The sequence below is a fragment of the Pedobacter petrophilus genome (assembly GCF_009674725.1).
Lineage (GTDB): Bacteria > Bacteroidota > Bacteroidia > Sphingobacteriales > Sphingobacteriaceae > Pedobacter > Pedobacter petrophilus.
Genome location: NZ_WKKH01000073.1, coordinates 1 through 13,408, shown reverse-complemented (window position 1 = coordinate 13,408; position 13,408 = coordinate 1). Strand labels below are relative to the sequence as shown.

At 35.3% G+C, this 13,408-nt stretch carries 10 protein-coding genes; 8 read left to right on the top strand and 2 right to left on the bottom strand.

The features are described from left to right. Positions 1-567: 567 nt before the first annotated feature. The 3 genes from GJU39_RS22125 (at position 568) to GJU39_RS22115 (ending at position 6,238) form a co-directional block, all read left to right on the top strand. The gene (locus GJU39_RS22125) at positions 568-2,430 is read left to right on the top strand and encodes an ABC-F family ATP-binding cassette domain-containing protein (RefSeq protein WP_154283178.1); all 1,863 of its coding nucleotides are present in this window, start codon (positions 568-570) and stop codon (positions 2,428-2,430) included. Positions 2,431-2,609: 179 nt separating this feature from the next. Beyond that, positions 2,610-4,472 carry a tRNA uridine-5-carboxymethylaminomethyl(34) synthesis enzyme MnmG gene (gene mnmG, locus GJU39_RS22120; protein WP_154283177.1) on the top strand — a complete coding sequence of 621 codons (1,863 nt, stop codon included), beginning with the start codon at positions 2,610-2,612 and terminating at the stop codon, positions 4,470-4,472. 122 nt (positions 4,473-4,594) lie between these two features. Continuing rightward, positions 4,595-6,238, top strand: a complete 1,644-nt coding sequence (locus tag GJU39_RS22115) for an Ig-like domain-containing protein (RefSeq protein ID WP_154283176.1) — start codon at positions 4,595-4,597, stop codon at positions 6,236-6,238. On the opposite strand, the gene GJU39_RS22110 is transcribed toward GJU39_RS22115, so the two are convergent. Beyond that, positions 6,239-6,754 carry a gamma carbonic anhydrase family protein gene (locus GJU39_RS22110; RefSeq protein ID WP_154283175.1) on the bottom strand — a complete coding sequence of 172 codons (516 nt, stop codon included), beginning with the start codon at positions 6,752-6,754 and terminating at the stop codon, positions 6,239-6,241. Between the two features lie 85 nt (positions 6,755-6,839). Then, a complete protein-coding gene (nadB, locus tag GJU39_RS22105) occupies positions 6,840-8,426 on the bottom strand; it encodes an L-aspartate oxidase (protein WP_154283174.1) in 1,587 nt (528 codons plus the stop codon). Positions 8,427-8,874: 448 nt separating this feature from the next. Here nadB and nadA point away from each other — a divergent pair, with 448 nt between their 5' ends. The 5 genes from nadA to GJU39_RS22085 all read left to right on the top strand — a co-directional run bounded on the left by nadA (position 8,875) and on the right by GJU39_RS22085 (position 13,300). Then, positions 8,875-9,873, top strand: coding sequence for a quinolinate synthase NadA (gene nadA / locus GJU39_RS22100; RefSeq protein WP_154283173.1), 999 nt, complete (start codon positions 8,875-8,877; stop codon positions 9,871-9,873). A 96-nt stretch (positions 9,874-9,969) separates the two neighbouring features. After that, on the top strand, positions 9,970-11,199 hold the full coding sequence (locus tag GJU39_RS22095; RefSeq protein ID WP_154283172.1) for a dicarboxylate/amino acid:cation symporter: 1,230 nt from the start codon (positions 9,970-9,972) through the stop codon (positions 11,197-11,199). 107 nt (positions 11,200-11,306) lie between these two features. Further along, positions 11,307-12,347 carry a thiamine-phosphate kinase gene (gene thiL / locus GJU39_RS22090; protein ID WP_154283171.1) on the top strand — a complete coding sequence of 347 codons (1,041 nt, stop codon included), beginning with the start codon at positions 11,307-11,309 and terminating at the stop codon, positions 12,345-12,347. Positions 12,348-12,432: 85 nt separating this feature from the next. Continuing rightward, positions 12,433-12,606 carry a DUF1016 N-terminal domain-containing protein gene (locus GJU39_RS24005; protein ID WP_245228061.1) on the top strand — a complete coding sequence of 58 codons (174 nt, stop codon included), beginning with the start codon at positions 12,433-12,435 and terminating at the stop codon, positions 12,604-12,606. A 103-nt stretch (positions 12,607-12,709) separates the two neighbouring features. Beyond that, positions 12,710-13,300: a DUF1016 domain-containing protein gene (locus tag GJU39_RS22085; RefSeq protein ID WP_245228060.1), complete on the top strand. Its 591-nt coding sequence runs from the start codon at positions 12,710-12,712 to the stop codon at positions 13,298-13,300. Positions 13,301-13,408 lie beyond the last annotated feature (108 nt).

Here is a 13,408-nt window from a genome sequence, read left to right as displayed (position 1 = left end):
CCTGCAGAATTGGAACTTGACATTATCTCAGCTATACATTATGTTTGAGGATAGAATAAAGCTGCATTTGCAAAATGGTTAAACTGGCTGACACAGTTCAATTTACACTACCAAAAGCTTTTCTCTTTTGCTGGAAGGGAGCTGCTCCCCTATTTTCAAATAATCTTACTTTTAAAAAATTTCTTGCTGTTCGTCTAATCGTTATGCCCGTTCGTCGATGTTTAACCCATGCTGGTATATTATCTAAAATAGTACTGAAACGTTTTGCACTATCCTTAGTCTTATAAATGAAAAACAAAAAACGTATCGCTATATATTAATTCTATAGCACAAAGAAATAGTTTAGTTTAGTTAATGATTGAAGCAGCGGCGGAGCGAGTCCAGCCGCTGTTTTCTTATTACTCATCTTATTACGGTTATCTCTTTAGAATTCTACATCCAAACACCATCAATAATTTGCCATTTTTCGCTGATACAGAATAGGTTTGATCTTCAATTTAGTTGTTCCAAATAATTTATCCTTACTTTTGCACTAATTTTCCTTTATAAATCCGAAATACAAATAAATTGAGCACACTAATTGCGGCAGAAGGCTTAGGTCATGGTTATCATGATGAATGGCTATTTAAAAATTTAACACTAGGTATTAATTCTGGTCAGCGTGTAGCGTTAGTAGGAATCAACGGCGCTGGTAAGAGTACCTTATTAAAACTACTTGCCGAAAGATTTCCTCCGCTGGAAGGTAAAATTGTAAAAAATAAAGCGGTTAAAATTGGCTTCCTTGATCAGGAACCTCAATTTAACGAAGGCTATTCTATCAGTGATTTCATCTTTTCCCTTGAAAATAAGCAACAACAGCTGATTAAAGAGTACGAAGAATTAATTGAAGACCCTAATCCAGATGAGAAAACGCTAAATCGTTTATACGAAGAGTTAAGCGAACACAATGCCTGGGAATATGAACATGAGATCAAAACCATCCTCAACAGGATGGGCATTACTCATCTTCAACAAAAAATTGCTACCCTTTCTGGTGGACAAAAGAAACGTTTGGCTTTAGCCAAGCTTCTTATTGAAGATCCTGAAATTTTAGTGTTAGATGAGCCAACCAACCATTTAGACATTGATACAATTGAATGGTTAGAAAAATTATTAACCACCGGGCAGAAAACAATTCTATTGGTTACCCATGACAGGTACTTTTTAGATAACGTTTGTAATACGATTGTAGAACTCGATAGGGGAAAAATTTTCAACTATAATGGTAATTATGCCTACTACCTGGAAAAGAAATCTGAAAGAGAAGCATTAGATGCAACTGTTCTGCATAAAAATCAACAGCTATTAAAAAAGGAGTTAGAATGGATGAGGCGCATGCCACAGGCACGTGGCACCAAATCTAATGCAAGAATTAGTGCTTTTTATGATTTAGAAGAAAAATCTAAGAAAAAGTCTGATAATCAGACCATTAACCTGCAAATGAAAATGTCTCGTCAAGGTGGGAAGATTATTGAGGTAGAACACATTACTAAAGCATTTGACGGCCGCCCAATCATCAACGACTTCAGTTATACTTTTAAAAAAGGTGACAGAATTGGTTTGGCTGGAAAAAACGGAACAGGCAAATCTACTTTATTAAATATTATCACAAGTCAGCTTACACCAGATGCCGGCCAAGTTGATACCGGAGACACCACAGTTTTTGGTTATTATAAACAAGGTGGCTTAACATTTGATCCCAAAGAAAGGGTAATTGATATTGTAAAATCAGATGCTGAATATATCAAAATGGCAGATGGTTCGGTAATTACCGCCTCTGCCCTACTTACCCTATTTCTCTTTCCGCCAAAGAAACAACATGGCATGGTAGAAAAATTAAGCGGCGGTGAAAAAAAACGTTTGAACCTGATGAAGGTACTGATGCAAAATCCTAATTTCTTGATTTTAGATGAACCAACAAATGATTTAGATATTGACACTTTAAATGTTTTAGAAGAATTTTTGGAAAACTTCCCAGGCATATTAATGCTGGTTTCTCACGACAGGTATTTATTAGACAAGATGAGCGATCAGTTATTTATTATGGAGGGTGAAGGTGTAGTAAAAATTTATAATGGTAATTATTCTGAATATCGTTTAAGCCTTGAACAACCAAAAATTAAAGGAGAATCTAAAAAAGAGATTGTTCAAGTAATAGAACAAACACCTTTAAAATCTATAAAAAAATTAAGTTTTAAAGAGCAAAAGGAATTAGAAGATAGCGAAAAAGGGATGGAAGAAATGGAAAATAAAATTTCTGTCTTAACAAAAACCTTAAATAATATAAATGCCTCAGACTACGTTAAAATTCAGGAAGTATCTGACGAAATTAAAAATTTACAGGTCAAACTTGATGAATATACTATGCGTTGGCTAGAATTATCAGAATAAACTTGTGTTGCAAATTAAGAAAGAGTTTTAATAATATTGCTATTATCATTGTACTAGCGAATTTAGATAATTCATCAGTTAATATTATGTTTCACGTGGAACATAATAACATGATTCGATTACGATAAGAAAGATTTAACAGTTTGTTTCACGTGGAACAATAGATAAATACAAATAACATGTTTTCAAAATACGATTTGATTGTTGTTGGTGCTGGTCACGCAGGCTGTGAAGCTGCTGCTGCTGCTGCTAACTTGGGATCATCTGTTTTATTAATCACAATGAATATGGGTACCATTGCCCAGATGAGTTGTAACCCGGCAATGGGTGGCGTGGCAAAAGGTCAGATCGTTCGTGAAGTAGATGCTATGGGCGGTTATTCAGGTATTATATCTGACAAATCGACTATTCAATTCAGAATGCTTAATAAATCTAAAGGTCCGGCGATGTGGAGTCCAAGAGCACAGATTGACAGAATGCGTTTCGCTGAAGAATGGAGACTGGCCTTGGAGCGAACACCAAATTTAGATATCTGGCAAGATAATGTTGTCGGCTTGTTAGTAAAAGACAATACGGTTTATGGTGTAAAAACAGCCTTAGGAATTGAAATAGAAAGCAAAGCAGTGGTACTTACAAATGGTACATTTCTAAATGGCGTAATGCACATTGGTGAAAAGAAATTTGGTGGAGGAAGAACAGCCGAAAGAGCATCAACAGGAATAACCGAGCAACTGGTTGAATTGGGAATGGAAGCCGGAAGAATGAAAACAGGTACCCCTCCCCGCGTTGACGGAAGAAGCCTAGACTATTCTAAAATGGAAGAGCAATGGGGTGATGAAAATCCAAATAAATTTTCTTTTACCGATACAAAAGTCCCAACTGATCAACGTTGCTGTTGGATCACTTATACCAATACCGAAGTTCATGAAACGTTGAAAGAAGGGTTTGAAAAATCTCCGATGTTTACTGGAAGAATTAAAGGTTTAGGGCCAAGATACTGTCCGTCTATTGAAGATAAAATCAATCGCTTTGCAGAGCGTGACAGACACCAAATTTTTGTTGAGCCAGAAGGATGGCATACGTGCGAAATTTACGTAAATGGATTTTCAACATCACTTCCGGAAGATGTACAATTTAAAGCATTGAGATTAATTCCAGGTTTCGAACAAGCAAAAATGTTCAGACCGGGTTATGCTATTGAATATGATTTTTTCCCACCTACTCAATTATCTCTTACATTAGAAACAAAGCTTATTAGCAACTTATTTCTGGCTGGTCAGATTAATGGAACCACCGGATATGAAGAAGCGGCATGTCAAGGTTTCATGGCAGGAATTAATGCGCATCAAAAAATTACCGATAAACCCGAACTGATCATGAAAAGATCTGATAGTTATATTGGTGTTTTAATTGATGATTTAGTGACTAAAGGAACCGAAGAACCCTATCGTATGTTTACCTCCCGGGCAGAGCATCGTTTATTATTAAGACAAGATAATGCAGATATTCGCCTCTCTCCTATTGGACATGCCCTAGGTTTAATTTCTGATGAACGCTTGGAAAAGGTAAATCAAAAAATTGCCAATGCAGATACATTAGTTAAGTTTACTAAAACCCAGGGAATTGAAATGGGAGACGTAAATGAAACACTGGAGCGTTTAGGTTCCAGTGCTCTAAATCAGAATGTCAAAATCCATAGCTTAATTGGAAGACCTCATGTTGGATTACAGGATATCATTAGAGTGAGCAAGCCTTTAGCTGAAGCTACAAAAGATTTAGATAATCAAACCATTGAACAAGCTGAAATTAAAATTAAGTACGAAAGCTATTTTGAAAAGGAAAATGAAATTGTAGCTAAAATGCTAAAAATGGAAGACAAGGAAATTAGACCAGATTTCGATTACAATAAAATCAATTCCATCTCTAAAGAAGCGCGTGAAAAATTATTTAAAATAAAACCGCGTACATTAGGTCAGGCATCCAGAATTTCAGGCGTTTCGCCATCAGATATCTCAGTTTTAATGGTTTTTATAAATAAGTAACTGATAATCAGGTATTTAAATTCAAATTATCTTGAATTTAAATTAATAGATTTAAGAACGAAAAAACATTTTTTAATATTAATACTCCAAAACTTATAAACATGCGTTAAATCGCTTAAAATATGCCAAATTCAAAAGCTCAATATTTTAGACTTATAAATTATGTAGCACTATTTATCATGCTCCTGTTTTTAGGTTGTGCGAGTATGCAAACCCCTCAAGGCGGTCCGAAAGATACTAAGCCACCAAAGGTTGTAACGATGACACCAAAAAATTTGACAAGAAATTTTAATGCAAAGAAAATTGTAATTGAATTTGATGAGTTTGTTAAATTAAATAATGAGTTTAAAGAATTTTCAATTTCGCCGGATCAGGAACGCCCCCCTATTTTAAAAGCGAGGAAAAGGATTTTAGAGGTAGAGTTACAAGACACCTTAGAAAAAAATACGACCTACACTTTAAACTTTGGAAAATCTGTAGCAGACATTAATGAAAACAATATCATTAAAAATTTATCTTATGTTTTTTCTACAGGTGCAGATATAGATTCACTATCCTTAAGCGGAAAAGTAAGCAATTCCTTAACCGGAGAAATGGAAAAAGAAGCTGTTGTTTTTATTTTACCTGTTGAACGTGATACTTTATTTGGAAAAAAAAGAGCGCCAATTTATACCTTAACTGATAGTTCCGGAAATTACAAACTTAATAATTTACGCAAGGGTAATTACAAAGTATATGCATTAAAGGAAAGTGAAGGTGGCGGTGATAAGGTTTATCAGCAGCTTTCTGATGAAGTGGGTTATATTAAAGAACCAATTCTGATTGATAAAAATACGGAAAACGTAAATCTCCAGGTTTTTAAAGAGCTGGCACCCGAGTTTAGAATATTAGATAAAAAGTTGAATAATGACGGCAGTATCTCCCTTATCTTTAATCAACAATTAAAGGCTCCAAAAATTACTGTTATGGAACCCACCGCTGTTGATGTTGGCAAAAAGGTGTTTTTTAGTAAAATGAATGATACTGCTAAAATTTGGTTAACAGATCTTGCTTTCGATTCAGTCAAACTAGCCATTCAGGATCAGGGAAAGGTATTACAAATGGTAAATTTTAACAGAGGTAAAAAAGATAGTTATAAAAGGGAATTAACCATTACCGATAACATTACATCTGGTAAACTGAATCCATACCAACGTTATACACTAACTTTTAACTTCCCTGTTAATAGCGCAGATGCATCAAAAATAACATTACTGGAAGATTCTGTGAAAAGAACTAATTTTGAATTAGTTAAAGATAGTGTAGACTTCTTAAAATACTACCTTAAATTTACCTGGCGCAATAAACGAACGTATGATATTAAGTTTGCACCTGGTGCTTTTACCGCTATATTTAATACACAAAACAAGGAAATTAATAAAAGTTTCAAGTTAGAAACCATTGATAGTTACGGAACCCTTGCCTTAAAGATTGTTGTTCCGGATACGACTAAAAGTTATCTCGTTGAGTTTATTGATGAGAAAAAGAATACCATTAAAGGCTACAACATTAATAAAAACGGCACTATTAACTTTGCTAACTATCCTGCAGGAAAATATTTTATCCGGGTAGTATATGATGAAAATAAAAACGGTGTTTGGGATACAGGAAGTATTAAAGAAGGCACTCAGCCCGAGAAGATCTGGTATTCTCCTGAAGAAAAATCGCTACGTGCAAATTGGGAGCGTGTAGATAATTTAACGATCCCGCCACCACCAAAAGAGTAATTATCCGTTGGTAAACCAACTGGAATACATGACATAATTATCTGGTAATTTATTTAATAAAGCCCTTTGCTCTTCTGTAATGGGCTTTATTTTTTTTGCCGGCGTTCCGGCATACAGATAACCTGTCTCGCAAGTGGTATTTTCCAGTACTACAGAGCCGGCCGCTATGATACAATATTCTTCCACTACCGCATGATCCATTACAATTGCCCCCATCCCGATTAATACATTATCCTTAACCGTACAGCCATGTACAATTGCATTATGACCAACAGATACGCGATTACCGATGTGTGTAGCCGCTTTTAAGTACGTAGCGTGAATCACCGCCCCGTCTTGTATATTTGATTCATTTCCAATGGTAATGGCATTTACATCGCCTCTAATCACAGCATTAAACCAAACCGAGCAATTATTACCAAGCGTTACATCACCAACTATAGTGGCATTCTCAGCAATGAAATTGTTTTCTCCAATTTTCGGGTGCTTATCTTTTACAGGCAATATTAAAGGCATAGCTTTATATGATATGTTTAATGAAAAATTGTAATGATCAATATGATTTGTATAGAACTGATATCTTTTTATTAAGGTAAATATACTAGAATACGGTATCTTTTAGTTCTTCGGTATGGTTAGGATAATCGGTAGTAAAGTGCAATCCCCTACTCTCTTTCCGTTGCATAGCGGATTTAATCACGAGATAAGCCGTTTGAATTACATTTCTCAACTCACATAATTTAACCGATACTTTGTTCTTCTTATAGAACTCTTCCGTTTCCTGATAAATTAAAAATAACCGGCGGTGAGCCCGCTCAAGGCGGAAATCAGAACGAACTATTCCCACGTAATCACCCATGACTTTTTGTAATTCCCTTAAGTTATGAGTCACCAGGATATCTTCATCTATCTGAGTAACGCCTTTTGCATCCCATTCAGGGATATTTTCAGGAATAACATTATTTTTGAAATTTTCTATCGCGTCCTGATAAATCCGGTGAGCAAATACAGTAGCTTCCAGCAACGAATTGGAAGCGAGTCTATTTGCGCCATGTAATCCAGTAGATGAGCATTCGCCACAGGCATATAAATTTTTTATGGAAGAACGACCGTATTCATCCACCAAGATCCCCCCACACATGTAATGAGATGCAGGCGTAACCGGAATATAATCCTTTGTCATATCTATCCCTATAGATAAACACTTGGCATATATATTAGGAAAATGCTTCAGAATATCTGCTTTCTTCCGCATGGTAATGTCTAAATAAACAAAGTCATCACCCGATTTTTTCATTTCATTATCCACTGCCCTTGCCACGATATCACGAGGTGCTAATGATTTGCGTTCATCATATTCATGCATAAATTCTTCTCCGTTTTTACGTCTGAGAACACCACCAAATCCCCTTACCGCTTCCGAAATTAAGAAGGATGGATACTCCCCGGGATGATATAAAGCAGTTGGGTGGAACTGAATAAACTCCATATTCCTCACTTTTCCTTTTGCCCTGTAAACCATCGCCATTCCATCTCCCGTTGCAATTACGGGATTTGTTGTGGCAGAATAGACGTGACCGGCACCACCGGCAGCCATAACAGTTACCTTTGCCACAATTTTCTCCACATCGTTAAGCTCTGTGTTAAAGGCATATACGCCATAACAGTTAATATCTTCGGTACGTTTATCCACAAACTCACCCAGGTGATGCTGGGTAATTAACTCGAGCGCAAAGTAATGTGTTAATATCTCTATGTTGGAATTCTCATGAATCTCTTTTAACAATACCCTTTCAATCTCATATCCGGTGATATCTTTATAGTGCAAAACCCGGTGTTCTGAGTGCCCCCCTTCTTTGGCCAGATCATAAAAACCAGCGTTATCTTTGTCAAAATTAATCCCATAGTCTATAATCTCCTGAATTCGCTGAGGCCCCTCTTTTACAACGATTTCCACTATTTTTTCATCACATAAACCATCACCGGCAACCAAAGTATCCTGAATATGTTTATCAAAAGAATCGCCTTTATCCACCACAACGGCAACACCTCCCTGGGCGTATTTTGTGTTGGATTCATCCTCATTAGACTTGGTAACAATTAAAACCTTACCAAATTTCGCAGCTTTAAGTGCGAAGCTTAAACCCGCTATGCCTGAACCAATTACCAGAAAATCTACTTTTCTCATTTAAAAAACATTTACTTTATCAACGATGTTGATAACTATAGAACAACTGTTAGCTTTATGTAGAAATAATGCTAACAAATAAATTTGAATGTTTAAAGCTACTCTAAAAAGACAATTTGCCACAATCTTTTGCTCAATTTTTAAGCACCTTTGTCGAAGTAATTAACTTTTCTCACACTTATAAACAATTAACATTCTGATATGGATAACATTTAAGTGGTTTTTCGATAGTGCTGAAAATCAATCTTATCATATTATAAAAATGTAATCTAAATGTTAGTAAACGATTAACAACTTACATAAACGAAGGAAATTTCGAAACTTGCCAACAATACTAACACACTAATAAACAAACAAGATTTATTTATTTAAAATAACTTATTAATTATTGAGACGTGGAAAGCTTTATCTTTGACCAACGTCAACTTTCAAAAAAGGAAAATTTAAAATGAACATAGATGTCTTAGAAGAAATTAACAAAAAAGGTTTTGTGGAAGAAGAAATTGATCCAACCCTGGATCTTTTTGCTGAAATTGAAAAACTAAAAAAAGAGAAAAATGCAATTATCTTAGCACATTATTATCAAGAACCTGATATTCAAGATATTGCAGATTATATTGGCGATAGTTTGGGTTTATCTCAAGAAGCCGCAAAGACTGATGCTGAGGTAATTGTATTTGCAGGTGTACATTTTATGGCTGAAACTGCTAAAATTTTATCTCCTGCCAAAAAAGTTTTATTGCCCGATGTAAAAGCAGGCTGTTCGCTGGCTGATAGTTGTCCACCACACTTGTTTAAAAAATTTAAAGAAAAATATCCCGATCATTTGGTGATCACTTATGTAAATTGTACCGCTGAGTTGAAGGCTTTGAGTGATATCGTTTGTACGTCAACCAATGCTGTTCAAATTGTAGAAAGCCTGCCAAAAGATCAAAAAATAATTTTTGGTCCTGATCGCAACCTGGGTGCTTATGTAGCAAAAAAAACAGGTAGGGATTTGGTGCTTTGGAATGGGGCCTGCATGGTTCATGAAATTTTTTCTCAAGAGAAAATTACCAAATTAAAAGAGCGCCATCCAAATGCGAAGTTTATTGCACATCCCGAATGTGAAGAACCTGTTTTAAGAATGGCTGATTATATCGGATCGACTACAGGTCTTTTAAAATATGCGATTGCTAACCCGGCAACCGAGTTTATTGTTGCCACAGAAAGCGGTATTATCCACCAGATGGAAAAAGCTTGTCCGGATAAAACTTTCATTCCGGCTCCGCCAAATAACAGCTGTGCCTGCAATGATTGTCCTTACATGAAAAGAAATACTTTAGAAAAATTATATTTATGTCTTAAAAATGGTTATCCAGAAGTTACTGTTCCAGAGCATATTATAGAAAAAGCACGTAAGCCGATTCAAAGGATGCTTGATATTTCTGCAGAACTGGGTTTGTAAAAAAATTACCGTCATGCTAAATTTATTTCAGCAACTTATGGTTAAGGCGCTGAAAAAATTTAAAAGTGACGACAGGCTAAATATTAAAAGTAAAAAATGAAAATAAACAACATTCTTAAAAATTATTCGGGCTTATTGTGGCTTTTGGCGGGCATTACCGTTGGGAGTATAGTCGGATTAATTTTTGGGAAAGAAGTTGAAAGTATTAAACCACTAGGCGATATATTTTTAAACCTGTTGTTTACAGCAGTGATTCCATTGGTGTTTTTTGCCGTATCATCTGCGATTGCAAATATTGACCGGACTAAAAAATTGGGAAGATTACTCACCATTATGGTGTTGGTTTTTTTGTCAACCGTACTAATATCCGCCATTTTAACACTCGTTGTAACACGGATTTTCCCTATACACCAGGCTTTAGGGAATAATCAAATACCGGTTGAAACGGAGAAAATTCAGTCTTTTGGTGAACAAATGACACAGCTGTTAACAGTTGGCGAATTTTTTGAAATCGGTAGCAGGAAAAATATGCTGGCGCTGATTATTTTTTCGGTTTTGGTAGGTTTCTCTACGCTCTATTCTGGTAAAGAAGGGGATGGATTTAAAAATTTTCTGGTATCAGGCAATGAAGTGATGAAAAAATTGATCATTCTCATCATGAAATTAGGGCCGATTGGTTTAGGTGCATATTTTGCCTATCAAGTAGGCGTTTTCGGTCCACAGCTTTTTGGAACTTACGCTAAAGCTTTAGGATTATATTATGGTGTTGGTGCCTTTTATTTTATTGTATTTTTCACGTTATATGCCTTTATTGCCGGAGGACTTAAGGCCATAAAAGTGTTCTGGAAAAACAATATTGTACCCTCATTAACTTCAGTAGGAACTTGTAGCAGTATTGCTACTATTCCGGCGAACCTGGAAGGAACCTTGAAAATGGGTGTACCAGCTTACATTACCAATGTTACGATTCCATTGGGTTCAACCTTGCATAAAGATGGTTCCAGTATCAGTTCAATTATCAAAATAGCGGTAGTTTTTGCTATTTTTGGTAAGGATTTAGCGCATATTGATACGATTATTTTAGCCTTGGGCATTACCGTTTTGGTAAGTATTGTAGAAGGCGGAATTCCAAATGGTGGCTATATTGGAGAATTATTAATGATTTCTGCCTACCAGTTGCCGCCAGAAGCCCTACCTCCGGCTATGATTATTGGTACACTGGTAGATCCTATGGCAACCTTACTAAACGCAACCGGAGATAATGTTGCGGCCATGTTAATTGCCAGGTTTACAGAAGGTAAGAACTGGATGGAAAGTAAATTATAGGCAAAAGATCGTCATGCTGAATTTATTTCAGCATCTTTTTTGTTTAATGGATAATTAAAAAATTAGAATTGGGGTCTAAGATCCTTTATTGCAAAAGAAAAAAATATATGTTTGAAAATAAAGAGCGTACAGATATCAATGAGCTTGGTGAATTTGGTTTAATCAAACACCTGACCACTAATTTCAAAATAAGAAATGATTATTCGGTAAAAGGTGTTGGAGATGATGCTGCTGTTTTAGATGCAAAAGGGAAACAGACACTGGTTTCTACCGATCTTCTTTTAGAGGGAATCCACTTCGATTTAGCTTATGTGCCTTTGATGCATTTAGGCTATAAAGCCGTTCAGGTTAATTTGAGTGATATTTATGCGATGAATGGAAAGGCAAGCCAGATTACGGTTTCGCTTGGTCTATCGAGTAAGTTTCCTTTAGAAGCGGTGGAAGAAATTTATAAAGGAATAGAATTGGCATGCAATAAATTTAATATTGATTTAATTGGTGGCGATACCTCTGCAAGTAAGCAAGGTTTGGTAATTAGCATTACCAGCATTGGTTATGCAGATGCAGATAAAGTTACTTATAGAAATGGTGCTCAGGAAAATGATTTGTTATGTGTTTCCGGTGATTTAGGCGGCGCTTATGTTGGCCTGCAAATTTTAGAAAGAGAGAAATTAATCTACCTGGAAAATCCGCAGATTCAGCCAGATTTAGAAGGAAAAGATTATATCATTGAGCGACAATTGAAACCTGAAGCCAGGATGGATATTGTTGCATTATTAGAAGACATGAATATTAAACCAACATCAATGATAGATGTATCTGATGGTTTGGCTTCTGAAATTTTACACCTGGCTACAGAAAGCGATAAAGGAATTACGATATATGAAGATAAAATTCCCTTAGATCCAATGACTTATGAAACGGCAAGAGAACTTGGTATAGATCCAACCGTATGTGCGTTAAGCGGTGGTGAAGATTATGAGTTGCTATTTACCATCAGCCAGGAAGATTACAAAAAGCTGAAACATGATGTAGATATTACGGTAATCGGCCACGTTACTGATAAAAATTCTGGTTGTAAAATGGTTTCAAAATCCAATAATGTTCATGAGTTAAAGGCTCAGGGGTGGAATGCATTTAATAAGTAAGCTATGAGCAGCGGGGTTAATCATCAAGATTTTATTAATAGCAGTTAACCATACTATGGTGCTAACTTACTTTGAAATTGGCCGAATGATTGTCGAAGAAGAGCAAAATGGTAAAGAAAGAGCATCTTATGGAAAACAATTATTAATAAGTTTAGCTAATAAGCTTACTCAGGATTTTAGCAAAGGATTTTCTGAAACTAATTTAAAGCAAATGCGAACTTTTTATATTGGCTATACAAAACGTCCAGACAGCATCTGACGTTTTCAAATTAAGCTGGTCTCATTACCTTAAGCTAATGAGAATAGATGATGAAAAAGAAAGGAATTTTTACGAAATAGAGTCTTTTAAAAATAATTAGAGTTTGAGAGAATTCCAAAGACAATATGACACGGCATTATATACTCGTTTATCAATTAGTAGAAATAAAAATGAAATTTTAGAACTTTCTTTAAAAGGTCAAATTCTAGAAAAACCAAAAGACGCTATCAAAGTCCCATATATTTTAGAATTTTTGGGTTTACCTGATGAAAATAGCTACTCAGAAAATGAATTAGAGCAAAAACTAATTGATAAATTAGAACACTTCCTTTTAGAATTAGGAACTGGTTTTACATTTGTAGCCAGGCAAAATAGAATATCTTTTGATGATAAGCACTTTAAAATAGATTTGGTTTTTTATAATAGAATTTTAAAATGTTTTGTGCTAATTGACTTAAAAATAGGTGAACTTAAACATCAGGATATTGGCCAAATGCAGATGTATGTAAATTATTATGATAGGGAGGTCAGACTTTCTGATGAAAATAAAACAATTGGAATAATACTTTGTCAGGATAAAAGTGAGGCTGTTGTAGAATATACATTGCCAGAAAATAATGAGCAGATTTTTGCAAGCAAGTACTCGACTGTTTTACCTAGCAAAGAAAAACTAAAACAGCTTATTGAAGGGTAGAAAAGGGGTCCAAACTTTACTATTCCCCATCGAGATTGTAAAATGAACTGTGTCAGTTAAGGAATTAAGAATTTGATTTTTTAACTTTATGATACAGATTATGAGTGA

Bases quoted from the DNA above. Each gene is read 5' to 3' on its own strand.
- nadA (WP_154283173.1), top strand. From the start codon at position 8,875: ATGAACATAGATGTCTTAGAAGAAATTAACAAAAAAGGTTTTGTGGAA.
- GJU39_RS22115 (WP_154283176.1), top strand. From the start codon at position 4,595: ATGCCAAATTCAAAAGCTCAATATTTTAGACTTATAAATTATGTAGCA.
- GJU39_RS22095 (WP_154283172.1), top strand. From the start codon at position 9,970: ATGAAAATAAACAACATTCTTAAAAATTATTCGGGCTTATTGTGGCTT.
- thiL (WP_154283171.1), top strand. From the start codon at position 11,307: ATGTTTGAAAATAAAGAGCGTACAGATATCAATGAGCTTGGTGAATTT.
- mnmG (WP_154283177.1), top strand. From the start codon at position 2,610: ATGTTTTCAAAATACGATTTGATTGTTGTTGGTGCTGGTCACGCAGGC.
- nadB (WP_154283174.1), bottom strand. From the start codon at position 8,426: ATGAGAAAAGTAGATTTTCTGGTAATTGGTTCAGGCATAGCGGGTTTA.
- GJU39_RS22110 (WP_154283175.1), bottom strand. From the start codon at position 6,754: ATGCCTTTAATATTGCCTGTAAAAGATAAGCACCCGAAAATTGGAGAA.
- GJU39_RS24005 (WP_245228061.1), top strand. From the start codon at position 12,433: ATGATTGTCGAAGAAGAGCAAAATGGTAAAGAAAGAGCATCTTATGGA.